This is a genomic window from Clostridium sartagoforme AAU1 (assembly GCF_000401215.1).
Taxonomy (GTDB): domain Bacteria; phylum Bacillota; class Clostridia; order Clostridiales; family Clostridiaceae; genus Clostridium; species Clostridium sartagoforme.
Genome location: NZ_ASRV01000041.1, coordinates 1 through 24,340, shown reverse-complemented (window position 1 = coordinate 24,340; position 24,340 = coordinate 1). Strand labels below are relative to the sequence as shown.

The 24,340-nt window shown below is 26.1% G+C and carries 25 protein-coding genes and 1 pseudogene; 21 read left to right on the top strand and 5 right to left on the bottom strand.

Going from position 1 to position 24,340, the window contains the following annotated elements; genetic code table 11:
- Positions 1–15: 15 nt before the first annotated feature.
- A pseudogene (locus tag A500_RS03710) lies at positions 16–1,274 on the top strand (transcriptional regulator).
- Between the two features lie 364 nt (positions 1,275–1,638).
- On the opposite strand, the gene A500_RS03705 reads toward A500_RS03710, so the two are convergent.
- The gene (locus A500_RS03705; protein ID WP_016206248.1) at positions 1,639–3,642 is read right to left on the bottom strand and encodes a helix-turn-helix domain-containing protein; all 2,004 of its coding nucleotides are present in this window, start codon (positions 3,640–3,642) and stop codon (positions 1,639–1,641) included.
- A 300-nt stretch (positions 3,643–3,942) separates the two neighbouring features.
- Between A500_RS03705 and clpB the strand changes: the two genes are divergently transcribed.
- Positions 3,943–6,537, top strand: coding sequence for an ATP-dependent chaperone ClpB (clpB, locus tag A500_RS03700; RefSeq protein ID WP_016206247.1), 2,595 nt, complete (start codon positions 3,943–3,945; stop codon positions 6,535–6,537).
- Between the two features lie 113 nt (positions 6,538–6,650).
- Here the strand turns inward: clpB and A500_RS03695 are convergent, their stop codons facing one another.
- The 3 genes from A500_RS03695 to A500_RS03685 form a co-directional block, all read right to left on the bottom strand.
- Positions 6,651–6,833 carry an alpha/beta-type small acid-soluble spore protein gene (locus A500_RS03695; RefSeq protein WP_016206246.1) on the bottom strand — a complete coding sequence of 61 codons (183 nt, stop codon included), beginning with the start codon at positions 6,831–6,833 and terminating at the stop codon, positions 6,651–6,653.
- A 40-nt stretch (positions 6,834–6,873) separates the two neighbouring features.
- The gene (locus A500_RS03690) at positions 6,874–7,056 is read right to left on the bottom strand and encodes an alpha/beta-type small acid-soluble spore protein (protein ID WP_016206246.1); all 183 of its coding nucleotides are present in this window, start codon (positions 7,054–7,056) and stop codon (positions 6,874–6,876) included.
- Between the two features lie 208 nt (positions 7,057–7,264).
- Positions 7,265–7,891 carry an ECF transporter S component gene (locus A500_RS03685; RefSeq protein ID WP_016206245.1) on the bottom strand — a complete coding sequence of 209 codons (627 nt, stop codon included), beginning with the start codon at positions 7,889–7,891 and terminating at the stop codon, positions 7,265–7,267.
- A 219-nt stretch (positions 7,892–8,110) separates the two neighbouring features.
- Here A500_RS03685 and A500_RS03680 point away from each other — a divergent pair, with 219 nt between their 5' ends.
- The 18 genes from A500_RS03680 to hisE all read left to right on the top strand — a co-directional run bounded on the left by A500_RS03680 (position 8,111) and on the right by hisE (position 22,812).
- Entirely contained in the window at positions 8,111–8,824 is a 714-nt protein-coding gene (locus A500_RS03680) for an ABC transporter ATP-binding protein (RefSeq protein ID WP_016206244.1), read from the top strand.
- Positions 8,817–10,415: an ABC transporter permease gene (locus A500_RS03675; RefSeq protein ID WP_016206243.1), complete on the top strand. Its 1,599-nt coding sequence runs from the start codon at positions 8,817–8,819 to the stop codon at positions 10,413–10,415. Before A500_RS03680 ends, A500_RS03675 begins: the two co-directional genes overlap by 8 nt.
- A gap of 50 nt (positions 10,416–10,465) precedes the next feature.
- Positions 10,466–10,849, top strand: coding sequence for a GntR family transcriptional regulator (locus A500_RS03670; protein WP_016206242.1), 384 nt, complete (start codon positions 10,466–10,468; stop codon positions 10,847–10,849).
- A 4-nt stretch (positions 10,850–10,853) separates the two neighbouring features.
- Positions 10,854–11,990 (top strand): DUF5808 domain-containing protein, encoded by a 1,137-nt coding sequence (locus A500_RS03665; protein WP_016206241.1) that lies wholly within the window; start codon positions 10,854–10,856, stop codon positions 11,988–11,990.
- A gap of 27 nt (positions 11,991–12,017) precedes the next feature.
- Positions 12,018–13,100 (top strand): DUF5808 domain-containing protein, encoded by a 1,083-nt coding sequence (locus tag A500_RS03660; RefSeq protein ID WP_016206240.1) that lies wholly within the window; start codon positions 12,018–12,020, stop codon positions 13,098–13,100.
- A 79-nt stretch (positions 13,101–13,179) separates the two neighbouring features.
- Entirely contained in the window at positions 13,180–13,980 is an 801-nt protein-coding gene (locus tag A500_RS03655; protein WP_016206239.1) for a YhfC family intramembrane metalloprotease, read from the top strand.
- 194 nt (positions 13,981–14,174) lie between these two features.
- The gene (locus A500_RS03650; RefSeq protein ID WP_016206238.1) at positions 14,175–14,645 is read left to right on the top strand and encodes a GNAT family N-acetyltransferase; all 471 of its coding nucleotides are present in this window, start codon (positions 14,175–14,177) and stop codon (positions 14,643–14,645) included.
- A 24-nt stretch (positions 14,646–14,669) separates the two neighbouring features.
- Positions 14,670–15,170, top strand: a complete 501-nt coding sequence (locus tag A500_RS03645; protein ID WP_016206237.1) for a GNAT family N-acetyltransferase — start codon at positions 14,670–14,672, stop codon at positions 15,168–15,170.
- Between the two features lie 128 nt (positions 15,171–15,298).
- The gene (gene hisZ, locus A500_RS03640; RefSeq protein ID WP_016206236.1) at positions 15,299–16,441 is read left to right on the top strand and encodes an ATP phosphoribosyltransferase regulatory subunit; all 1,143 of its coding nucleotides are present in this window, start codon (positions 15,299–15,301) and stop codon (positions 16,439–16,441) included.
- Positions 16,431–17,063 (top strand): ATP phosphoribosyltransferase, encoded by a 633-nt coding sequence (hisG, locus tag A500_RS03635; RefSeq protein WP_016206235.1) that lies wholly within the window; start codon positions 16,431–16,433, stop codon positions 17,061–17,063. Before hisZ ends, hisG begins: the two co-directional genes overlap by 11 nt.
- A gap of 14 nt (positions 17,064–17,077) precedes the next feature.
- Positions 17,078–18,364, top strand: a complete 1,287-nt coding sequence (gene hisD / locus A500_RS03630) for a histidinol dehydrogenase (RefSeq protein WP_016206234.1) — start codon at positions 17,078–17,080, stop codon at positions 18,362–18,364.
- A complete protein-coding gene (gene hisC, locus A500_RS03625) occupies positions 18,357–19,418 on the top strand; it encodes a histidinol-phosphate transaminase (protein ID WP_016206233.1) in 1,062 nt (353 codons plus the stop codon). Before hisD ends, hisC begins: the two co-directional genes overlap by 8 nt.
- Positions 19,411–19,998, top strand: a complete 588-nt coding sequence (hisB, locus tag A500_RS03620) for an imidazoleglycerol-phosphate dehydratase HisB (RefSeq protein WP_016206232.1) — start codon at positions 19,411–19,413, stop codon at positions 19,996–19,998. The genes hisC and hisB overlap by 8 nt, the downstream gene beginning before the upstream one ends.
- Before the next feature lie 26 nt (positions 19,999–20,024).
- Positions 20,025–20,639 carry an imidazole glycerol phosphate synthase subunit HisH gene (gene hisH, locus A500_RS03615; protein WP_016206231.1) on the top strand — a complete coding sequence of 205 codons (615 nt, stop codon included), beginning with the start codon at positions 20,025–20,027 and terminating at the stop codon, positions 20,637–20,639.
- Positions 20,636–21,349 carry a 1-(5-phosphoribosyl)-5-[(5-phosphoribosylamino)methylideneamino]imidazole-4-carboxamide isomerase gene (gene hisA / locus A500_RS03610; protein WP_016206230.1) on the top strand — a complete coding sequence of 238 codons (714 nt, stop codon included), beginning with the start codon at positions 20,636–20,638 and terminating at the stop codon, positions 21,347–21,349. The genes hisH and hisA overlap by 4 nt, the downstream gene beginning before the upstream one ends.
- Positions 21,350–21,357: 8 nt before the next feature.
- The gene (hisF, locus tag A500_RS03605; protein ID WP_016206229.1) at positions 21,358–22,116 is read left to right on the top strand and encodes an imidazole glycerol phosphate synthase subunit HisF; all 759 of its coding nucleotides are present in this window, start codon (positions 21,358–21,360) and stop codon (positions 22,114–22,116) included.
- A complete protein-coding gene (gene hisI / locus A500_RS03600) occupies positions 22,112–22,444 on the top strand; it encodes a phosphoribosyl-AMP cyclohydrolase (RefSeq protein WP_040436491.1) in 333 nt (110 codons plus the stop codon). The genes hisF and hisI overlap by 5 nt, the downstream gene beginning before the upstream one ends.
- A 41-nt stretch (positions 22,445–22,485) precedes the next feature.
- Positions 22,486–22,812 (top strand): phosphoribosyl-ATP diphosphatase, encoded by a 327-nt coding sequence (gene hisE, locus A500_RS03595; protein WP_016206227.1) that lies wholly within the window; start codon positions 22,486–22,488, stop codon positions 22,810–22,812.
- Positions 22,813–22,914: 102 nt separating this feature from the next.
- On the opposite strand, the gene A500_RS03590 is transcribed toward hisE, so the two are convergent.
- Complete coding sequence (locus tag A500_RS03590) at positions 22,915–23,682, bottom strand: histidinol phosphate phosphatase (protein ID WP_016206226.1); 768 nt, start codon at positions 23,680–23,682, stop codon at positions 22,915–22,917.
- A gap of 142 nt (positions 23,683–23,824) precedes the next feature.
- On the opposite strand from A500_RS03590, the gene A500_RS03585 reads away from it, so the two are divergent.
- Positions 23,825–24,166 carry a hypothetical protein gene (locus A500_RS03585; RefSeq protein ID WP_016206225.1) on the top strand — a complete coding sequence of 114 codons (342 nt, stop codon included), beginning with the start codon at positions 23,825–23,827 and terminating at the stop codon, positions 24,164–24,166.
- The last annotated feature ends 174 nt before the right edge of the window (positions 24,167–24,340 follow it).

Here is a 24,340-nt window from a genome sequence, read left to right as displayed (position 1 = left end):
AAGCGGGGGTTTGAAATGGAAATATTATCAACTGGAGAAAAGATAAAAAGAGCTAGAGTATATAAAGGGATAACTTTAAAAGAATTATGTGGGGATAAAGTATCTATATCAAAAATGAGCTGCATTGAAAATGGTAAAATAAAAGCTGATAAAGAAATCCTAGAATATATATCCGAAAAATTAGGGATTGATTATAGCTATTTAGTAAGAGATGTAAAAGAACAAATAGTTAGTAATCTTGAATTAATAAGAGAAAACTCGATACCAGAAGATGAAATAGATAATGTTATAAATCATAATCTAAACTATGCAATACAATATTCCTATAATGATTTAGCTTTTCAACTTATACATATATTATTTAAATTTTATGTACAAAAAAGTAAGGTTGAAAATATACAATTAATAATATCTCAATATTATGATTTATACCAAAAAATAATACTCGCGAGAATACAATAATTTACTATATAGATATGGCTACATTTTTTTATAGTATTGAAGAGTATAATGAGGCAATAAATTATTATAGTAGAACACGAGAATTGATAAAAGAAGATACAAAATTTAATGAAGTAAGATATTCATATATTTGTTATAAAGAAGGAAAAACCTATGAAAAATTAGGATTAATAGAGAATACATATTACTCATTAGGAGAATCAATAAAATATATAGATTATATTAATGATAATAAAGACAAAGGATATATATATCATTGCTTTGCAACTGCTTGTATAAAATTAAAGAAAAAAGAGGCAGACAAGTATATAAAATTAGCCTATGAATATCAAAAAGAAGATCCTATGGTTTTAGCATTAGCAAAGGGTAAAAATGGTGAAAGTTATTTTTATGTAGGGGATAAGGATAAAGCCATTAAGGAAATAAAAGAGGGAATAAAGTTATTCCCAGTAGAAAATAAGAAAAGTTATGTGAAATTTTTAAATAAATGTATAAGAACTCTTTACAGTAATGAGCAATATGATGATGCTTATGAAATTACTGACGAGGCTTTAAATCTTGCAATTGATACTGATGATATAGTTCTAATAGAAGAAGCATATTACTTAAAAGGAATGATTTTGCAAAAGAAGGGGTCATATCTTCAAGCAGAAATGTATATGAATTTATCTCTGGATTCTCTTTTTAAATTTGCTAACAAAGAAAAAAGATATGAAAGATATTTAGATATGGCTGAAATGTATTATAAACTAGGGGAAGTAAAAGATTCATTAAAATATTTTACTTTAGCAATGAAATTAAATAAGAATTAATAAAAGGTAGTTTTAAAACTACCTTTTTTCTAAATATATCTTTTATATGGATGTAAAATTGCTTTTAATATACTAATTAATGAATATTTAGATGTTATACCAGGCATAAAGAACAAGCCTCTCATTGAAAAATCAACCCTTTCTAAACTTTTAAAGTTTATATTCATATTTAAATTATAGATAATATAAGCAATAAAAGCATTGACTTAAGTAATGATATTTAAGTACATTTAAGTTATTAAAAGCAAATATATATAAATAAAAAAAGTACAAAGAAACCATAATTTTGGTTTCTTTGTACTTTATTTAGTACTTTTTATTAAAATTAGTTTAGCCTCATAACCTCTAAGCTCAGTAATTATGTTTAATATTGTATTTTTTTTGAATACTTAAAATCTATTTTAGGAAATGAAGCTTTATGAAGTATTTCTTTTTCTTCTTTATTAAGTCTATCAGGAGAACCCATAGATAGCCAATAATTATAAGATGAACCTACTCTCTCACTTATTTCATAAGTTATTATTCTTGAAGATTTTTTTATATTTTCAATATTTAATGAAATTTTTCGCTTATAAATTTTTCTTTTACCTCTTTTATTGAATATATCTTCATAACTTTGCATTTCGTTAAGTTCATCTGTATAAGAGTAAAGTAGTATGCAATATTCATCATCTTTTTTTGTTACTATATATCCATTTTCCATTGCAACTATTTCATTTCCAAGTTTGCTAAGAAGATAATATGCATAATATGATGGTTTTCTTATTCCCATATCATTGACAATACCAGGAGCACCTATAAATACCTCATTTGTTAAACTTATTTCTTTTTCAAGAACATCAAAGGCTTTTAAAAAGTTTAAAGAATTATTATTAAATATAGTATTATGGATTATATATGGAAGCATATAAGCAGTATCATAAATTTTATTTAAGCTTTTATCACAAGTAAATATATCTTCAATTACATCTAAACTATAATCTTCAATAAGAAATTGATGTAATGAATCTTTTACATCTGTTAATATAGCAGGTGTAAATTGAAATTTAAATCTTGAAATATCTATATAATCTATTTCTGAGAAGTATTCAAAGAAACTATTTAAAACTTGCGTATATTTTTCAAATGTGAAATTAGGATTATCTATTAATATAATAGGTTTTAAATCTATATAATCTAAAAATTCTATGACGCTTTTCGCCTTATTCCAATTATAAAAATCAGCTTTGGGGAATACCCCCATATCGCTATTAAACATATTTTCAAGCCTTGCATATTTAAAGTGAAGCTCATCTTGAATTTCTTCTAAAATATCCTTATTATCTTCCAAAAGTAAATCAAAGGCATCATCAAGGTTAATTATGTTACTATAATCTTTTTCAAAAACACTTAATGTTGAATCCATATCTATATGAATTTTCCATAATTTATTTTCGTAGTTGAATCTTTCATAATCCTCAAGTTCATAAGAAAGATATTCAAGTGCATCTTCTAATTTCAAAATTTCAATAGATTTAATGTTTTCAAGTTCTTTATCTGTTAGTTTATTTTTCTTTCTAAATTGCAGAGGAGTACATCCATAGTAATTCTTAAAGTTTTTATTTAAATATCTAACATGAGAAAAACCAACTTCATCAGATATATCTGAAATACTTAAATCACTATCTAATAGAAGCTTAACAGATTCTTCAACTCTAGTTAAATTAACTAAATCAGTGAAACTATATCCAGTTGCATATTTAATTTCATGAGATAAATAGTGAGGACTTAAAAACTCTTTCTTTGCAATTTCTTGTAATGTTATATTGCTATCGTAATTATTAAATATATATTTAGAAATTCTATGATATCTAGCAAGTTGTTCAGTTTTTTCTTTTAATTCTTCTTTTTCATAAGTTAAATAATGAAAGTTATTTATAAGATGATAAAGTAAATCTACTAAAATTGATTCAATTTCTTTATCAAAATCATCAATTTTTTGAACACACTCACATAATAGTTTAGCTAAAAAGGTTCTAAGCAAGTCATATTCTTCACCTTCTTGAGCACCATCATCAGTTGAATTTGTGTAAAAGAAGATATTATTTATATCCTTATAATATTTTTCGAAGAAATAGGGATCTATATGGAATATTAAAACTTTATTATCTTTTTCGCTATATATCCTATGAGCTTCATCAACATTTATAATTTCTAATTCTTTTTCTAGTAATTCAAAAGAGTCTGTATCTATATTAATATTTATGCTTCCCCTTAAGACATATAATATTTCTATTGAATTATGCCAATGTATAGGATATTCTTTTATATTTGCATATGATATTTTAATAGGAGAATCCTCTGGATAGGTTACATACTCTCTTCTCATAAAATCACCACCTTTTATCAATTCACAATTCACAGTTAACGATTAATAATTTTTGTTAGTTCACAATTTTTACAGATAATAATTCAGCAAAGCTAAATTATAAAATTTGAATTTTAGAAACTGCGTAACAGTTTCATCATTAATTGTGAATTGTTAATTTTTAATTGTCAATTTTATTATATTATATACTATAATAAAAAAATACAAAACAAACTTTGACTTTCTTTGACTTTTGTATTATTATAAAAATAAAGAATACAATAAATATATTAAAGTATTGATTGTAGGGAGGCGTGAAACATGAATATTGATAAAATGACATTAAGAGTACAGGAAGCATTGAATAATGCAAGTTTATTAGCAGTTAAATATAATCATCAACAAGTTGAACTAGTACATTTATTTGGAGCTTTATTAGAGCAAGAAGATGGATTGATTCCAAATATATTAACTAAGATGGGAATAAAAACTAAATCCTTAGATGAAGATTTAAATAAGATATTAGAAAAGATGCCAAAGGTTTTGGGTGAAGGGGCTAATTCTTCTGGTGTTTATGCAACTAGGCAAATTGAAGAAGTTTTGGTAAAAGCTGAAGATATATCTGAAAAGTTTGAAGATTCTTATATTAGCGTTGAGCATATAATGCTTGCAATAATTGAAATAGATAAGAATGGTGAGGTAAAAAATTTACTAAATAAATATAATATAAATAAAAAGACTTTTATGGATATTTTAAAGGAAGTCAGAGGAAATCAAAGGGTAGAAACTCAAGATCCAGAAGGAACTTATGATGCATTAAGTAAATATGGAACAAATCTTACAAACCTTGCAAAGAAACATAAACTTGATCCAGTTATAGGCAGAGATGAAGAAATTAGAAGGGTTATAAGAATACTTTCAAGAAGAACAAAAAATAATCCTGTATTAATTGGTGAGCCGGGAGTTGGAAAAACAGCTATAATAGAAGGATTAGCAGAAAGAATAATTAAAGGAGATGTTCCTGAAGGATTAAAGAATAAGGTAATTTTTTCTCTAGATATGGGATCACTTATAGCTGGAGCTAAATATAGAGGGGAATTTGAAGAAAGATTAAAAGCTGTTTTAAAAGAAGTCCAAGGTAGTGAAGGAAGAATAATATTATTTATTGATGAAATTCATACTATAGTGGGAGCTGGTAAGACAGATGGAGCAATGGATGCTGGAAATTTAATAAAACCATTGTTGGCAAGGGGAGAACTTCATTGTATAGGAGCTACAACTTTTGATGAGTATAGGCAATATATAGAAAAAGATAAAGCACTAGAAAGAAGATTTCAACCAGTAATTGTAGAAGAACCTACAGTAGAAGATACTATTTCTATTTTAAGGGGATTAAAAGAAAGATTTGAAATTCATCATGGTGTAAGAATACATGACTCTTCATTAATAGCTGCAGCCAAACTATCTCATAGATATATTCAAGATAGATATCTTCCAGATAAAGCCATAGATTTAATAGATGAAGCCGGGGCTATGATAAGAACAGAAATAGATTCAATTCCAACAGAAATAGACAATATAAGAAGAAAATTATTTCAATTAGAAATAGAAAAAGAAGCATTAACTAAAGAAAGTGATGAGGGATCTAAAAAGAAGTTACAAGCTTTAGAGAAAGATATAGCAGAACTGAAAGCTAATAATGATGAAATGACAGCAAAGTTTGAGAAAGAAAGAGGAGCTATAGTAAATCTTAGAGATTTAAAATCTAAATTAGATGATGCAAGAGGAAATTTAGAAGCAGCTCAAAGAAATTATGATTATAATAAAGCGGCAGAGATACAATATAGTATAATTCCATTATTAGAAGAAGAAATAAAGCAAAAAGAAGTAGAAGTAAAGGAAAATTATGAAGGTGCTCTTTTAAAAGAAGAAGTAACTGAAGAAGAAGTTTCAAAAATACTTTCTAAGTGGACTGGAATACCAGTTACGAATTTATTAGAAGGAGAAAGAGAAAAACTTTTAAGACTAGAAGATGAGATGAAAAACAGAGTAATAGGGCAAGAAGAAGCAATAACAGCTGTTTCAAATGCAATATTAAGAGCGAGAGCTGGATTAAAAGATGTAAATAAGCCAATAGGATCATTTATATTTTTAGGGCCTACAGGAGTAGGTAAGACAGAACTTGCAAAAACTTTAGCTAGAAACTTATTTGATTCTGAAGAAAGTATAATAAGAATTGATATGTCAGAATATATGGAAAAGCATTCTGTATCTAGATTAGTTGGAGCTCCTCCAGGATATGTAGGATATGATGAAGGTGGTCAACTTACTGAAGCTGTAAGAAGAAATCCATATAGTGTAATCTTATTTGATGAAATAGAAAAGGCTCATGAAGATGTATTTAATATATTTTTACAAATATTAGATGATGGTAGATTGACAGATAATAAGGGAAAGACAGTGGATTTTAAAAATACAATAATAATTATGACATCTAATATAGGAAGTAGCTATCTTTTAGAAAATAAGAGTGAAGAAATAGTAGATGATAGTATAAGAACTCAAGTTGAGAATGAAATGAAGTTAAGATTTAAGCCTGAATTTTTAAATAGAGTAGATGATATAATTATGTTTAAACCATTATCAGAAAATGGTATTAAGAAAATAATAGATATATTCCTAAGGGATGTTGTAAATAGACTAAAGGATAAGAATATTACTTTAAAAGTTACTGATTCTGCCAAAACAATGATGGCAAAGGAAGGATACGATCCAGTTTATGGGGCAAGACCATTAAAAAGATATATTCAAAATACACTTGAAAATAATCTAGCAAGAAAGATTATAAAAGGTGAAATTGGCTATGGCTCAAATGTTATTGTAGATATACAAGATGACAAAATAATAATAGAATAATTAACTCTTGTATAAAGCTTAAATCTTAGTTAAGTTAAGAACATGAGTTAAAAAGTTAAATTTTAATGAAAACAGAAAGAGAAGTAGTAACTACTTCTCTTTCCATTTTTATATTATTTAATTGTAGATTCGTATTGTTGAACCATTCTCTTAACCATTTCTCCACCAACGCTACCGCATTGTTTAGAAGAAAGATTTCCATTATAGTCAGAGAAAGGAACTCCCATTTCATTAGCTACTTCATTTTTGAATTTAGCTAATCCTTGTTTAGCTTCTGGAACTAATTTTGTTGCCATAATAAATTCCTCCTTGATTTAAAAATTTAGTATTAATATATTATTTAATTGTAGATTCGTATTGTTGAACCATTCTCTTAACCATTTCTCCACCAACACTACCGCATTGTTTAGAAGAAAGATTTCCATTATAGTCAGAGAAAGGAACTCCCATTTCATTAGCTACTTCATTTTTGAATTTAGCTAATCCTTGTTTAGCTTCTGGAACTAATTTTGTTGCCATAATAAATTCCTCCTTATAACTTTAAAAGTTTTTTATTGAGTATTTTACAAAGTTTGTTTGACTTTGTACTATTATATTGTGCAAATAAAATCTTTATAAACTATAAAATTTAATACATTAGAGGAAATTTGGACATTAAAAAGAATATAATGGTACAAACTATAAAAAAGGTTATTTGAAAATAATTTTCAAATAACCATTGTAATTTCTAATTACTTCTTTTTTGCATTTTTAAAATTGCGATTACTACAGGAATTGAGACTAGTGCTGATAAAATAGCTTCAGCTATACCATTGGTACCTATTACCGAAAGTAAAGCAATAGTAACTTTACCTAAAGAACCCGATGAAATGGATCCTCTTTGCATAAGTATTGATGCATAATCCTTAAAATAAATCAAGTAAATTGATCCAAGTACACCTATTGTATTAGTTAATGAACCACAAATAGCAGCTATTCCAATAGATAGTCTTTTATTTTTCAATTTTGATCTTAAAAAGATATAAACATAATATGATACAACCCCTATCAATACTCTAGGAAGTATTGAAACTAATGGGTTATAAAAAAATGGTGACATTGGTGTTGGAGTTGTTATATTTTGATATATAGAAAATAATCCAAATATAAAACCAATAGAAGCTCCAGCTATAGGGCCTTCTATTATAGCACCAATTATTACAGGTAAATGTAAAATAGTTAATTTGAAAAGTGGTAATGGTATAAACCCAAGACCTGTTAGTCCTAAGAATAAACAAATACCGGAAAGCATAGCAACTACTACCATTTTCCTGACGTTTTCACGAGAATTTCCCATCCCTCTAGTATTTAACATTTTAACTCCTCCGTTCTTATTCCTTTTAGGATATAATTCGGCAAAAAATAAATTTTTGCATTTTGTTCGGTTTACAAAGAATACCGACTCCTATATTTTATCATATATCAATAAACTGTAAAGTAAAATTTTCACAATGTCGATAACTTAATAGTTGCAAATTTATTATACTTGTTATAGTATATATATAACAAGTATAATAAATTAAGAGGTGATTAAATGCTTCAAATAATAAATTTTTCAAAATCATATAAAAATGGGAAAAAAGCAGCAAATAATATTTCTATAACAGTAAATAAAGGTGAGATATTTGCATTTATAGGTCATAATGGTGCAGGAAAAACAACAACAATTAAGTCAGTTGTAGGAATTTTAGAATTTGAAGAAGGAGATATATTAATTGATGGAACTTCAATTAAAAAGGAACCTTTAAAATGTAAAAGTAAAATAGCATATATACCTGATAATCCAGATATTTATGAAGCCCTTACTGGAATTCAATATCTTAATTTTATAGCAGATATTTATGAGGTTTCAAAAGGTGAAAGAGAAGAATTAATAAAGTTATATTCAGAAAAATTTGAAATAATAAATGCACTTGGAGATTTAATTTCTTCTTATTCACATGGTATGAAACAAAAGCTAGTTTTAATTTCAGCATTAATTCACAAGCCTAAACTTTTAGTTTTAGATGAACCTTTTGTTGGTTTAGATCCAAAGGCTGCTCATATTTTAAAAGAGGAAATGAAAAAGATATGCAAGGAAGGCGCTGCAATATTTTTCTCAACTCATGTTCTTGAAGTAGCAGAAAAATTATGTGATAAGGTTGCTATAATAAAAGAAGGAAATATAGTAACTCAAGGAAAAATGAATGATGTTAAGGGAAATAGTTCTTTAGAAGATATCTTTATGGAGTTGATTGATAATGGATAAAATATATATTCTATTTAAGACCACTTTAATAAATTCTTTAGGTATAAATAAAATTATAAAAGAAAAATCAAAAAAGGAAAAAATAAAGAATATATCCATATTTCTTTCAATAGCAATAGCAATTTCATCATTAGTTTTTTCTACAACAATATCTACTTATCATGCTGCAAATGAATTAGACAAAATGGGACTTTTAAATTTGCAGATTATAATGGGATTTATTTTAAGTTCTTTAATTATTTTTTTTACTTCAATATATAAGGCTCAAGGACTTTTATTTTCATCTAAGGATTATGATTTACTTATGAGCTTACCAATTAAGAGAAGTGCCATATTGATAAATAAAATGCTTAACTTATTAGGATTGAATTATTTTATACTATTATTTGCTTTTTTACCACAAGCTATTGTTTATTTCTTAAAAGCAGATATTCAGTATTTATATTTTGTTTATCTATTTTTTGTATTTATATTTTTACCATTAATACCAATAGTGCTTTCATCATTTTTTGCTTTTATTATTAGTTATATTTCTTCAAAGATGAGATATAAAAACTTGATAATAAATATAGGTACTATACTTATATCTTTAATAGTAGTAGTAGCTTTGTATAACAGTGGAAACTTAATACAAGATATTATAATTAATAGTAAATCACTAGCGGAAGGTATTTCTAATATATATCCACCTTCAATTTATGCAACAAGGGCTTTGGTTAGTTTAAGTTTAAAAGATTTATTAGTGTTTATTAGTATATCACTTTTAGTATTTGCCATATTTATATTTATATTTAGCAAGAGTTTTAAAATAATAAATTCAAAGCTACAAGAATCCTTTAGTAAATCTAATTATAAATTAGGAGATATAAATACATCTTCACAAATAGTTTCTTTAATTAGAAAAGAAATAAAAAGATATTTTTCTACACCTATTTATGTCTTAAATACTATAATAGGACCAATAATGATTATAGCGGCAGCTGTAGCAACATTACTTTTTGGAAAAGATATGCTTTTTAAAATCTCAGAAATTAATTTTTCAGAAGAATTAATACCGTTATTTACCATTTCACTTGTATGCGGAATTTTATCAATATCTTGTACTACTAATTCATCTATATCATTGGAAGGTAAAAATTTATGGATATTAAAGTCTTCTCCAATTAAGGCTATTGATATATTTAAAAGTAAAATAGCATTAAATTTAATATTAATTTTACCAGCTACTATAGTAAGTGATATTATATTCTTTACAGCGTTGAAATTATCACTTATAAATGTTTTGGCGCTATTATTGATAACTAGTATATACTCTTTTATTGTATCTATATTAGGATTAATAATAAACTTATACTTTCCTAAGTTGAATTGGACAACAGAAACATCAGTTGTAAAACAAGGAGCAAGTGTTATGATACAAATGTTATTATCAGCAGCAATTGTAGCAATTCCAACGATAATATTTATTTTAACTGATATAAAAAATTATAATTTATTTATAATAACAATAATCATATACTTATCAGTTATTTTGATAGTTTTATGGAAGAGTTTAAATATAGTAGGAGTTAAGTTGTTTAATAAATTGTAAAAAGTGCGAAGAACTTTTCTAGTGTGAACTGAAGCAAAGGATGTGTTAAATTGATTTTAAGAATAGATTTTGATTCGGAAACTCCAATATATGTTCAAATAAAGAATCAGGTTATTGAGTGTATTGCTAAATGTGAGATTGAAATAGGAGAGGAGCTACCTTCAGTGAGAGCATTGGCAGAAGATATAGGGGTAAATATGCATACTGTTAATAAAGCATACAATATGCTTAAGGATGAAGGGTATATTAAAATTGATCGAAGGAAAGGTGCGGTTGTTTCATTGAATTTAAATCAATCAATGGAGAAATTTAGAGAAGATTTAAATGAAAATTTATATTTTTATATGGCTCAGTGCTTTAATAGAAATATAAATAAAGAAGATGTTAAGGATTTTATTGATAAAATATTTATAGATTTTAAAAAAGAGGAGTAATTATATGGATACAATAATCAGTTGTGTATTAATGTTATTCTTAAGTCTAATATTATATTTTAGTGGGTTATATGTTAACAAATTTTCTAATAATGGAATTGTTTTTGGAGTAAGAGTTCCTAAGGAATATGAAAGATGTGAAGAGATAAAGATTTTAGAAAAAAAATATAAGAAAGCTTATATTATGTCAATACTTCCATGCACAATACTTCTAAATTTTATAGTTTTTATAATTCCTAAGCTATATATTTTTCTTATAGCAACATTTCTTTTACTAGTTCTTGTCAATATACCAGTAATCATATATTGGAAAAAGTTAAGTGAATTAAAAAAGGAAAAGAAGTGGGGAAAACTAGGAAAAAATGTAGTAGTAGTAGACACATCTATAAGAAAACCTAAAAATAATGAAGATATAGTTGGAATAAAAAACAAGCATTTTTTATTGATAATTATTGTGCCAATAATAAATATAATATTAACGTCTATATATTATAAAAATATTCCCGAAAAATTTCCTATACATTTCAATTCTTCAGGTGTGGCAGATGGATTTGCTTCAAAGTCAGGTTTATTAGGATTAATAAATTTAATGATGTTGCCTTTAATGGAGATAATAATGATTTTATTTTTTATGACTATAAATAAATTTGCTATCAATGGTAAAGTTGATATAAATAGTGGAACTTTAAGTGAAATAAAAGAACAAAGAAAAATATTTAAAGTATATAATTCATTTTTTTTATATAGCATATTGATTGAAATTGTAATTTTATTTTCATTAATTCAATTTTCAATAATATATAGCTGGAGTTCGAACACAATAAAGTTAATAAGTATAATATCTTTAATAATTATATTATTTACAGTGATAGTGATTACTATATTAGGTTATAAAATAGGTCAGGGTGGTAAAAATATAAAAATAAATAAGCTGGATGAAGAAATATATAGAGATGACGATAAAAATTGGATTTTAGGAAACTTTTATTACAATAGGAATGATCCAAGTATATTTGTAGAAAAGAGAATAGGTATTGGTTGGGATGTTAACTTAGGAAATCCAATAGGAATGTTTATAATGATTTTACCTATTATACTAATAATAGCAACAATAATATACTTCTTTGTAAAAGGAATATAAACGAATAACATAGGAGGTGTATTTGTTTTGGAAGGTTTATCAATTATTTTATCAGTAAATAGCTTTATAATAACTATGATTATTTTATCATACTATCTAAATAATTCTTCTAATAAAGGAATATACTTTGGTGTTAGAATTCCACAAAAATACCAAGGAGAAAATGAAATCAAAAGGTTAGAAAAAAATTATAAGAAAAACGTAATTTATTTATTTTCTATTTTAACAGTAATAATTAATCTCATTATAATTTTTAACTTAAAATCTAGTGAGTTTGTAATATCAATGATAATGATTATATCAGTAGTATCTATGCTTCTAGCTCATAGTATATTATTTGTAATTTATTATAAAAAAGTTAAGTTATTAAAAGAAATAAATAATTGGAATTATAAAACAAATAATGTTGTAGTGATAGATACTACTTTAAGAAAGCCAAAGAAAAATGAAAAGTATAAAGCTTTAAATGAAAAAATATTTTTAATACCAATTATAATTCCTATTAGTACATTAATTTTAACTGTATCAAGAAAAGAATATTTTGTAAGTGAAGATTTATATAAAATTTATAAAACACCTATTTATGGAATTATATTATGTATAATTATGTTTATACTAACTAAAATCACATTAAGTTCAAAGGTAGATTTAAATAGTGGAAGTATTCAAACTGCAGTAAAGAGAAAAAAGAAATTCAAAAGAGTAATTTCTATATTTTTATTTATAGCTGAAATAGAAACTATATTGTTATATTCCGTAATTCAAATTGGAGTAGTTTATAACTTTAACAGTATGCCAATAGAAAACTTAATTAATATTGTTATTTTAGTTAGTATGCTTATATTTATATTAATATTTATAATAATAGGACAGGGTGGAAGGAATATAAAAGAAGACACTGAAAATGATGACTTATACAAAAATGATGATGATAAATGGATTTTAGGAATGTTTTATTATAATAAAAATGACCCAGCATTCATGGTTGAAAAAAGAGTTGGTATAGGCTCTACAATTAATTTTGCAAATAAAAAAGCTGTAATTATTTTTATATTACTTATAGCATTGATAATTATTTTTTCTATACGTGACCTAAAGTTTAGTTCTTAGGAATTTATTAAGTAAATATAATAATAGGAGGTAATTTCTATTACCTTTTCTATTACTATATATTTTAGGGGGAAGAATTATGGTTAGCAAATTATCAATTATGTTTATGATCTTTAGCTTATTAGTGAGTATAGCATTACCAATAGGAGGAATTATATTTTTAAAAAAGAAGTATAATGTTAGCTTGAAAGTATTTTTCATAGGTGCAGTAGCATTTTTTATTTCAGTACAAATTCTAGAAGCTCCAATACATTCATATTTCTTAAAGATGAATAGTTCAACGGCAGAATTTTTATTAAGTACACCAGCTGCGTATATGCTATATGGTGGACTTATGGCTGGAATATTTGAAGAAACTGCAAGATTTATTTGTTTTAAGTTTATAGTAAAAGAAAGAGATGTAGTAAGTGGAATAACATATGGAGTCGGTCATGGTGGAATAGAGGCAATATTAATCGGTGCAATAAGTAGTATAAATTCAATAGTTTATGCCACATTGATTAATAAAAATGCCTTTCAGTCAATGATGGAGGCTGCATTAGTGCCTAAGGATGTTATTAATAGCACTTATAGTCAATTTGTAAATAGTAGTTCTATTATATGGCTAATGCCAGGAATAGAAAGAATTATTGCAGTAATGATTCATATAGCTTTATCAATTATAGTATTATACGCAGTTAAAGAGAGAAAATATATTTATTATATTATAGCAATTTTATTACATGCAATAATAGATTTTCCAGCTGCGCTATATCAAGTGGGAGTAATAAAAAATGTATTTATAGTAGAAGGAATATTAGTTGTTTTAGTGGTTTTATTAAATATATATGTATTTAAAAATTTCGTAAGAAAGTTCAAGATTAATAATGAAATATTGTAAAAATAATAGTATAATATTATAAAAATATTAAATTTATAAGATTTCAATGAGACTATCATAAACAAGATAAAATTAAAAATGAATAGTTATTTATGTAATTTGTTTTAAATTACTAAAAACTTAATTTTGAAAACTCCCATGGGAGTTTTTTCAATAATTTTTAATTGTTGATAGCATACAAAGGGGGCAAATTTATGAAGAATATTTTGATAAGAAGAGCTAGAGTTGGAGAAGAAGTTAAAATATTAAATTTAGTTAAGGAAGTGCTAAATCTTTATGGATTAAATTTAAATCCAGAAGGTGAAGATCTAGATATAACAGATATATCTAAATACTATATTCAAAATAATGGGGATTTTGAAGTTATAGAAATAAATGGACAAATAATAGGAACGTATGGAATTTATAAGATTGATGATGAGACTTGTGAATTAAGAAAAATGTATCTAAAGCAGGAATTCCAAGGAATGGGTCTTGGAAATATTATGATAGAGAACTCTTTTAAAATTGCTAAAGCTCTTAATTATAGAAGAATTACACTACAGACGAATTCAGTTTTATATAAGGCTATAAAGCTATATAAAAAATATGGATTTGAAGACTTTAATGAAGAAGTATGTGCTAGATGTGATATAGCCATGGTAAAAGAAATTGCTCAATGTTAAGCATAAGAAGGAAGGGTAACAATAATGTATTATAATACTAAAATTGAAGATTTAAAAATAAGAGAAGCAATAATAGAAGATACTAAATTAATACTAAATTTAATAATTGAAATGGCGGAGTATGAAAAATTAGCACATGAAGTTGTAGCAACTGAAGAAAGTCTTGGTAAATCAATATTTATTAAAAAAAGAGCAAATGCATTAATATTGGAATTAGATGAAAAACCAATTGGATATGTAATATACTTCTTTAATTACTCCACATTCAATGGTGCATCTGGATTATATCTTGAAGATATATACATAAAAAAGGAGTACAGAGGAAATGGAATAGGGAAGGAAGTATTTAATCTTTTATTTAAAATAGCTTTAGAAGAAGATTGTAAAAGAATAGAATGGACTTGTCTTAATTGGAATGAACCTGCAAAACAATTTTACAAATCTTTAGGGGCATCACCTATGGATGAGTGGACAGTTCACAGGCTTACAGAAAATGATATAATTAGTTTAGTTCAAAAAAATTAAACTTTGCTTTAAGGGAAACCAATAATTTTTGGTTTCCCTTAATTATTTCAATTTTTTATTGACATATGGGAAAATTTGCTATACTATCATGATAACACTTTAAAGTGATAAAGTGAAGGGGGCTAGTTATGTATAAGAATATAATTCCAGATGGGACAAGGGATTTAACTAATGAAGAATGTATGAGAAAGTCAAAGGTAATAAATTCTATAAACAAGGTTTTTGACTTATGGGGCTATAAAGAAGTTATGACGCCAAGTATAGAATTTTATGAAAGTTTTAGATATGAGCATTCAGGTATTAAAGAAGAAAATGTTTATAAGTTTTTTGATTCTAAGGGAAGAATTCTGGCATTAAGACCAGATATGACTATACCAATAGTAAGGTTAGTTTCTACTAGATTTAAAAATATGAGTTCAGCAATAAAACTTAGATATTGTGCTAATATATATAAGGTTTTTGAAGAATTTAGCGGTAAAAGAAATGAATACACAGATTGTGGAATTGAATTTATAAGCAAGGAAAAGGAATTTTCAGATTTAGAAGCATTGATAATTGCAATAGATTCTTTAAAATCCATAGGTATTAGCAATTTTAAAATAGAAATTGGAGAAATTAACTTTTTAAAATCAGCAATAGAAGATTTGTGTATTTCAGAAGAAGAAAAGACAACTTTAGCAAGGTTAATAGAAAAGAAAGAAATTGAAAGCTTAAATAAATTTTTAAATACAATAAATATAGATGAAAGCATAAAAAAATTCTTTTTAAATCTTCCATTAACCTTTGGTAGTGGTTTAGGGGTTTTAAGCAAGTATAAGGCAATGTCTTTTAATTGCAAGATGTTAAATAGTGTAAGGTATTTACAAAAGTTAGCAGAAGATTTAAGAGTAATAGGTTATGATAAGTACTTGAGTTTTGATTTAGGTTTAACTCCAAGGCTTAGCTTTTATACAGGAATAATATTTAGAGGCTTTATAGAAGGTTCTGGTAATATAGTTTTAAGTGGAGGGAGATATGATAATTTAATTGGAAATGTAAAAAAAGATTTTGGGGCAATAGGATTTTCAATTAATGTAGATGAATTGGAGAGTATTTTAGATAATAATTTAGAAAAGAAGCTTAAGTACAATATAATTTTTAATAAAAGTAATAAAATAGAAGCTATAAAGAAAGGTTTTGAGTTAAGAGAAAAGGGCTTTGTAGTTGAACTTATTCCTTCAAAAGATGAAGAAAATATAAATATAATTGAGGAGGAGTATTATGGGTATTAGTATAGCTTTAACTAAGGGAAGACTAGAAAAGGATACAACTAAGATATTGCAAAAGGCTGGTTTTGGAATAGATGAATTAAAAGATAAGGGGAGAAAACTTATTTTTAAGGATACTAAATATGATGTAAGTTATTTTTTAGTAAAGGCAAGTGATAGTATAACTTATGTAGATCATGGAGTTGCAGATATTGGGGTAGTAGGATTAGATACATTAAATGAAAAAGAGCATAGCTCCTATGAATTAATGGATTTAGGAATAGGAAAGTGTAAGTTTATAGTAGCAGCAATGCCAGATAAAGATTTATTTTCTATGAAAGGCCATATAAAAATAGGGACAAAGTATCCAAAGGTAGCAAAGGATTATTTTAAAGCAAATAACATTGATATAGAGGTAATAAAAATAGAAGGTTCAGTAGAACTTGCACCAATACTAGGATTGTGTGATGGAATTGTAGATATAATGGAAACTGGTACAACCTTAAAGGAAAATGGACTTGTAGTTTTAAGAGAAATAAAAGATATAAGTGCAAGGTTAATTGTTAATAAGGCAAGTTTTAAGCTTAAGCAAGAAGAAATTAGCTTTGTATTAGAAAAAATAAGAGATGTTATAAGCAATAAATAAAGGGGACAAGGGCTATGGTGAAATTATTTAATTTAGCAGTAAATAATGAAAAAGAAATACTAGAGATAATAAAAAATAGAGAAGAAGATTTAGATGTTATAAATGACGTAAAACTTATATTAGAAGAAGTTAAAAAAGATAAGGATAAAGCATTAATAAAATTTAATAAGCTTTTTGATAAAGTGGATATTACTAATTTAAAAGTATCTAAAGAAGAAATAGATGAAGCTTTTAAATTAGTAGAAGAAGATTTTATTGAAGCTATTAAAGGCTCAATAGAAAATGTTAAAAAATATCATGAAAAGCAAGTTAAAAATGGATACTCTATAATTGAAAAAAATGGAGTGTTTATGGGACAATTAGTAACTCCACTACAAAGAGTTGGAGTTTATGTGCCAGGGGGAACAGCCTCTTATCCTTCATCTGTAGTTATGAATGTTATACCAGCTGAAATAGCAGGAGTATCTGAAATAGTTATGGTTACACCACCTAAAAATGATGGAAGTATAAATCCATATATATTAGTAGCAGCATCTTTAGCAGGGGTAAGTGAAATATACAAGGTAGGTGGAGCTCAATCAATAGGAGCTTTAGCTTATGGAACTGAAACTATAAAAAATGTTGATAAAATAGTTGGACCAGGAAATATATATGTTGCGATGGCTAAGAAATTAGTGTTTGGAACTGTTGATATAGATATGGTTGCAGGACCAAGTGAAATATTAGTTATTGCAGATGAAAACTCAAATAGTAAATATATTGCTGCAGATTTAATGTCTCAAGCGGAACACGATAAAAGGGCAGCATCTATATTATTAACTACTTCAGAAAAACTTTATAATGAAGTTTTAGAAGAAATAAATATTCAAATAAAGGATTTAGAAAGAAAAGATATTATAGAAGAATCATTAAAAAATTATGGAATGGCAGTAATTTGTGAAGATATAAATAAATGCATAGAACTTTCCAATAAAATAGCGCCAGAGCATTTAGAATTAATGATAGAGAACCCATTAGAGTATCTTGGTAGTGTAAAGAATGCAGGTTCTATATTTTTAGGTTATTATTCTCCAGAGCCACTTGGAGATTATTATGCAGGGCCAAACCATGTATTACCTACTAATGGAACGGCAAGATTTTCGTCACCTCTTTCAGTTGATAGCTTTATAAAGAAAAGTTCATATCTTTATTATTCAAAAGAAGAATTACAAAAGGTATCAAAAAATATAATGATTTTAGCAGAAAAAGAAGGCTTAACAGCCCATAGGAATTCAGTGAAAGTGAGGATTGACAATGATTAAAGATATTGGGGTATATTCAGTAAATAATGATGAAAAGATAAGATTAAATGGAAATGAAAATCCAGTGGACTGTAGTGAAGAAGAAATTAAAAATATAATTAGTAAGTTAATAAAATTAGAGTTAAATAGATATCCAAATACTGATGGGGATAAATTAAGAGAAGCTTATGCTAGTATTGTAGGTTTAACTAAAGAAAATTTAATAATCGGAAATGGATCAGATGAAATGATTAACTTAGTAATAAGTAAAAACATATCAAAGGGAGATAAAGTGCTTACATTAACTCCGGATTTTGTAATGTATGATTTTTATACTGATTTAAATGATGGAAAACTAATTAAGTATGATATTGATTTAGAAAATGGTGTTGATATAGATAATTTTATAAATAAAGGGGTGGAAGAGAATGCTAAGTTAGTTATATTTTCTAACCCAAACAACCCAACAGGATATGAATTTAAAATAGATGAAATAAAAAAGGTATTAAATGCATTTAGAGATAAAGTTGTTTTGGTGGATGAAGCTTATTTTGAGTTTTATGGCGAAACTATGGTTCCTTTCATTAATGAATATGACAATTTAATAGTAACAAGAACATTATCAAAGGCTTGGGGACTAGCAGCTATAAGAGTTGGATTTTTAATATCAAAGGTTGGAAATATAAAGAAATTAGAAAAATACAAAACACCTTATAATGTAAATTCCATATCTCAAGAAATTGCGATAGAAGTTCTAAAGAATGAAAAAAGATTTAAAGAAAATTTAGATATGATAATTGAAGAAAGAGAAAACCTATATAACTCTTTATTAGATATACAAGAAAAAGCAAATGAAAAAGATATAGATATAAAATTTTATAAATCTAAAGCAAATTTTATATATGGAAGATCTAAAGAAAAGGAAAAGATTATTAATGCTTTAAATAATAATGATATAATAATTAGAAATTTTAATGATGATGGCTTTAGAATAACAGTTGGATTATCAAGTGAAAATAAAAAAGTTTTAGACTTAATTGATAAAGCTTTATTTGGAGGTGAAATTTGTGAGTAGAATTTCTTCTATAAAGAGAGAAACAAAAGAAACAAAGATATTATTAGCAATAAATATAGATGGCGAGGGAAAAAGTGAAATAAATACTCCAGTAGGCTTTTTTAATCATATGCTAACTTTATTTTCATTTCATAGTGGAATAGATATAAATCTAGAAGCTACAGGTGATATAGATGTATGTGATCATCATCTAGTAGAAGATATAGGTATATGTATAGGACAAGCTTTAGATAAGGCATTAGATAAGAGAGTTGGGATAAAGAGATATGGAATGAGCTATGTACCTATGGATGAAGCTTTAAGTCAAGTGATTTTGGATTTAAGTGGAAGAAGCTTTTTACACTTTGATTGTGAATTTAAAAGAGAACAAATAGGGAGTTTTTCAACAGAAATGGCAAAGGAATTTTTTAGATCTGTAGCAAGCAATTCTAATTCTACTATTCATGTTAGAAACTTATATGGTGAAAATGATCATCATAAAATAGAAGGTATATTTAAGGCTTTTGGAAGAAGCCTTAAAGAAGCAGTAAGTTATGGTGAGGATAAGAATAAGATTTTATCTAGCAAGGGAAATTTATAGTTTATAGTAAGGAAAAGGGTAAATTTATGATTGCTGTTATTGATTATGGAATGGGAAATTTAAAAAGTATAGAAAATGCTTTGAAATTATTAAAAATAGAAGCTGTTATAACAAAGGATAGAGAAATAATAAAAAAAGCCAAGGCTATAATATTACCAGGAGTTGGTGCCTTTAAGCAAGCTATGGATAATTTGAAAATCAATGATTTAGATAAAATATTGCTACAAGAAGCTAAAGATGGTAAATACCTTCTTGGAGTTTGTCTTGGAATGCAAATTTTATTTGAAAAGGGTTTTGAAGGAATGGAATGTGAGGGACTTGGACTATTAAAAGGTGAAATTAAAAAGATAGAGCCAAAGGAAAAGGTTAAAATTCCTCATATGGGATGGAATAAATTAATTATAAATAAAGAAGATGAAGTTATTGACAACTTAGGTGGGGATAAATTTATCTATTATGTTCATAGTTTTATGGCAACAGAATATAAAGATGAGGATTTAGTTGCTTATTCTAATTACGGTGGTGTAAAAATACCAGGAATATTTAGATCAAAGAATATAATAGGTATGCAATTTCATCCAGAAAAGAGTGGAGAAGTTGGGCTAAGTTTATTAGAAAAGTTTGGGGAGATGATATTATGATAATAATTCCAGCAATTGATATTATAGATGGTAAGGCAGTTAGGCTATATCAAGGAAATTATGATAAAAAAGACAGCATAAAAGGAGAAGTTTTAGAAATAGCTAAATCCTTTAAAGATGCAGGGGCTGAGCTTATTCATTTAGTAGATTTAGATGGAGCAAAGGAAGGAAAGCTTGTAAATGAAGATTTAATTTTAAATGTTGTTAAAACCTTAAATATAGATGTAGAAGTTGGAGGCGGAATTAGAACCTTTGAAGACATTAAAGCTTTAATAGATGGTGGAGTAAGAAGAGTTATCTTAGGAACAGTAGCCATTGAAGATAAGGAATTATTAAAAAAAGCTGTAGAAGAATTTAAAGAAAAAATTGCGATAGCTATAGACTTTAAAGATGGATTTATATGCACAAAGGGCTGGATAAATAAAAGTAAAACTCACTATATAGATTTAATAAAGGAAATTAAAGAGTTAGAAGTTACAAATATAATTGTAACTGATATAAGTAAAGATGGAACACTAGAGGGACCAAATGTAGATATAATAAAGGAAATAAGTGAAATTACTAATATAGATATAACTTCATCTGGAGGAATAAAAAATATAGATAATATAATTACTTTAAATAAGCTAAATATTTATGGATGTATAGTAGGAAAAGCTATATATTCAAAAGATGTAAATCTAAAAGAAGCTATAGATTCTGTAAAGTAGGTGAAGTTATGCATACTAAGAGAATAATACCATGTTTAGATGTTAAAGACGGAAAAGTAGTTAAAGGAATTAACTTTGAAGGACTTAAAGAAGTTGGAGATCCAGTAACACTGGCAGAAGAATATTATATTCAAGGTGCTGATGAGATAGTATTTTTAGATATTACTGCTACACATGAAAAAAGAAAAACAATTGTTGAATTAGTAGAAAAGGTATCTGAAAAAGTTTTTATTCCCTTTACTGTAGGTGGAGGAATAGGCAATATAGATGAAATAAGAAATATTTTAAGAGCTGGTGCAGATAAAATAAGCTTAAATTCGGCTGCTATAAGAAATAAAAACTTAATTAAAGAAGGAGCTTATTACTTTGGAAATCAATGTATAGTACTAGCTGTTGATGCAAAAAGAGTAGAAAAAAATAAATGGAATGTATTTATAAATGGTGGAAGAATTGATACAGGAATAGAGTTATTTAGCTGGATAGAAGAAGGGTACAAACTAGGAGCTGGAGAAATACTATTGACTTCAATGGATGCAGATGGAACTAAAAATGGGTTTGACTTAGAACTAACAAGAAAAGTTAGTGAACTTGTGGACATTCCAGTTATAGCATCAGGTGGGTGTGGAAAAATAGAAGATTTTAAAGATGTATTTATAGAAGGAAAAGCAGATGCAGCTTTAGCAGCTTCCTTATTTCACTATGAAAATTTAAAAGTTAAAGATGTTAAAGAATATTTAATAAAAAATGATATTGGGGTTAGGTATTAATATGGAGTTTGATATAAATTTAATAGATTTTAATAAAGGAAATGGTTTAGTTCCAGCAATTATTCAAGATTTTAATACTAAAGAAGTATTAATGCTTGCCTATATGTCAAAAGAAAGCTTATTAAAAACCTTAGAAACAAAAATGACTTGGTTTTACAGCAGAAGCAGAAATGAGCTTTGGAATAAAGGAGCTACTTCAGGACATATTCAAATAGTTAAGGAATTAAAAGTAGATTGTGATTTAGATACAATACTAGTTTTAGTAGAACAAAAGGGAGTAGCTTGCCACACTGGAGAAAGAAGCTGTTTCTATAAGAAGGTATTATAAAAAATAGATTAGAATTATATAAGTGAAAAGAGGGGGCATATATGGAGAATATTATATTTGAGTTATATGAAGTAATAAAAGATAGAAAAGAAAATAGAGATGAAAATTCTTACACAGGTTATTTATTTAATAAAGGAATAGATAAAATACTAAAAAAACTTGGGGAAGAATGTACAGAAACTATAATAAGTGCAAAAAACGATAGCAAAGAGGAACAAATACTAGAAATAGGAGATTTAATTTATCATTTACTTGTAACAATGGCGGAGCTTAATATTTCAGTTGAAGAAGTTGAGGAAGAGTTAAAAAAGAGAAGAAAGAAGATAAATAATTTAAAAGGTGAAAGAAGACAAATAGAAGAAATATGATTTTGTAAAAACTACTATGATAAGAGTTTTTGGCTAGGTTTTAATAATTTTAAACCAACCAATAACTCTAAAGATTAGTAGTTTTTAATTTGCAGCAATATTTTAAAAAAGCTCAAGTTTTCTTTTATTAAAATAAACACCTTGCAAATTTAATGTGTCTAGAAAGCCTAAGGCTATATCAAAATTTCTAGAAATATTATTTTGTATATGTGAATCAGATCCTAAAGTAACATATTTTCCGCCTAAATCCCTATAAAGTTTATAAATGTCTAGTAAGGCATCATTAGATTCTTTAATATGAAGTCTTGAAGTATTAAGTTCCAAGACCTTCCCCTTATTAATAAGGGTTTTGAAAATCTCAGCTAAAATATCTTTAAAATCAGCTACTAAAATTTCCTTATTATCAAATTTACAGTATCTGCAAGGATAATCTATATGAGATAATGAATCAAAGTTGTTATATAATTGAACACATTTAAGCATGTCATCAAAATAAAAAGAGAAAAAATCTTGCTTATTATATCCTTGGTTAATATAATCACAATAAATATCTAGACCTTTGACTGCATGGATAGAGCCTAAAACAAAATCAAAATTAGGGTTAGCACCTATTTTTTCGTTTTCTATAAGGGTATTTTCAGTTAATCCGATCTCTATTCCTAATTTTACTTTATGTGATCTATAGATTTCATATTCGTTAAAATATTCATTGATATCAAATCTAAACTCATCTTTTACAGGATAGTCTAAATCCATATGATCTGTTATTATAATTCCCATATTTTTTTCATTTGCTATATTAATTGCATCTGTTATTTTCATAGTACTATCAGTAGAAAATTTAGAATGCATATGACTATCAAAGATCATAAAAACCTCTCCTTAAATATAAAATATTACTTTTAAATTATAACATACATTTATTGTTAGTTTACTATTATATAAAATATCTTGATTAATATTATTAATAAATATAAAATTAAATTAAAAATATAAATAAAGGTGTGTTTTTATGGAAAAATTATTCGAAATAAAGGATTTAGTATTTTATAAGGAAGATTTTTTAGATAATTTAGATGAATTTGAAGATATAATAGATATTATACAAGAACTTAGTGCTAATCTTACATATGAAGTAATAGAAGTTGTTGGCCAAAATGAGTGTTGTGAAAAGACAAATAAAAACTACATAATCGAAATACCAGGTTTTTTAGATGAAAATGATGAGTTTTTAACCAAGGAAGAGATAGAATTACAATCAGCATCAGGAGTAGAAAGAGTACTAGATTTATTCGTTATAAGAATATATAAGTGCTTAGAATGTAAAAAGTGGATAATAGATATTTTAGAGTAAAGAGAGTTGATAAATTTGAATAAATTTAACAATCTATTAAATTATTTAAGAGAATATTTATATTATTTGAGAGAAGATATAAAAGAATTAAGATTTAATAATATAAAAGAATTTCTAGTAAAAAGAAAAATAATATTTGTAATTCTTTTAAGTTCTGATTTTTATTATTACTTT

Bases quoted from the DNA above. Each gene is read 5' to 3' on its own strand.
- A500_RS03705 (WP_016206248.1), bottom strand. From the start codon at position 3,642: ATGAGAAGAGAGTATGTAACCTATCCAGAGGATTCTCCTATTAAAATA.
- clpB (WP_016206247.1), top strand. From the start codon at position 3,943: ATGAATATTGATAAAATGACATTAAGAGTACAGGAAGCATTGAATAAT.
- A500_RS03695 (WP_016206246.1), bottom strand. From the start codon at position 6,833: ATGGCAACAAAATTAGTTCCAGAAGCTAAACAAGGATTAGCTAAATTC.
- A500_RS03690 (WP_016206246.1), bottom strand. From the start codon at position 7,056: ATGGCAACAAAATTAGTTCCAGAAGCTAAACAAGGATTAGCTAAATTC.
- A500_RS03685 (WP_016206245.1), bottom strand. From the start codon at position 7,891: ATGTTAAATACTAGAGGGATGGGAAATTCTCGTGAAAACGTCAGGAAA.
- A500_RS03680 (WP_016206244.1), top strand. From the start codon at position 8,111: ATGCTTCAAATAATAAATTTTTCAAAATCATATAAAAATGGGAAAAAA.
- A500_RS03675 (WP_016206243.1), top strand. From the start codon at position 8,817: ATGGATAAAATATATATTCTATTTAAGACCACTTTAATAAATTCTTTA.
- A500_RS03665 (WP_016206241.1), top strand. From the start codon at position 10,854: ATGGATACAATAATCAGTTGTGTATTAATGTTATTCTTAAGTCTAATA.
- A500_RS03655 (WP_016206239.1), top strand. From the start codon at position 13,180: ATGGTTAGCAAATTATCAATTATGTTTATGATCTTTAGCTTATTAGTG.
- A500_RS03650 (WP_016206238.1), top strand. From the start codon at position 14,175: ATGAAGAATATTTTGATAAGAAGAGCTAGAGTTGGAGAAGAAGTTAAA.
- A500_RS03645 (WP_016206237.1), top strand. From the start codon at position 14,670: ATGTATTATAATACTAAAATTGAAGATTTAAAAATAAGAGAAGCAATA.
- hisZ (WP_016206236.1), top strand. From the start codon at position 15,299: ATGTATAAGAATATAATTCCAGATGGGACAAGGGATTTAACTAATGAA.
- hisG (WP_016206235.1), top strand. From the start codon at position 16,431: ATGGGTATTAGTATAGCTTTAACTAAGGGAAGACTAGAAAAGGATACA.
- hisD (WP_016206234.1), top strand. From the start codon at position 17,078: ATGGTGAAATTATTTAATTTAGCAGTAAATAATGAAAAAGAAATACTA.
- hisC (WP_016206233.1), top strand. From the start codon at position 18,357: ATGATTAAAGATATTGGGGTATATTCAGTAAATAATGATGAAAAGATA.
- hisH (WP_016206231.1), top strand. From the start codon at position 20,025: ATGATTGCTGTTATTGATTATGGAATGGGAAATTTAAAAAGTATAGAA.
- hisA (WP_016206230.1), top strand. From the start codon at position 20,636: ATGATAATAATTCCAGCAATTGATATTATAGATGGTAAGGCAGTTAGG.
- hisF (WP_016206229.1), top strand. From the start codon at position 21,358: ATGCATACTAAGAGAATAATACCATGTTTAGATGTTAAAGACGGAAAA.
- hisE (WP_016206227.1), top strand. From the start codon at position 22,486: ATGGAGAATATTATATTTGAGTTATATGAAGTAATAAAAGATAGAAAA.
- A500_RS03590 (WP_016206226.1), bottom strand. From the start codon at position 23,682: ATGATCTTTGATAGTCATATGCATTCTAAATTTTCTACTGATAGTACT.
- A500_RS03585 (WP_016206225.1), top strand. From the start codon at position 23,825: ATGGAAAAATTATTCGAAATAAAGGATTTAGTATTTTATAAGGAAGAT.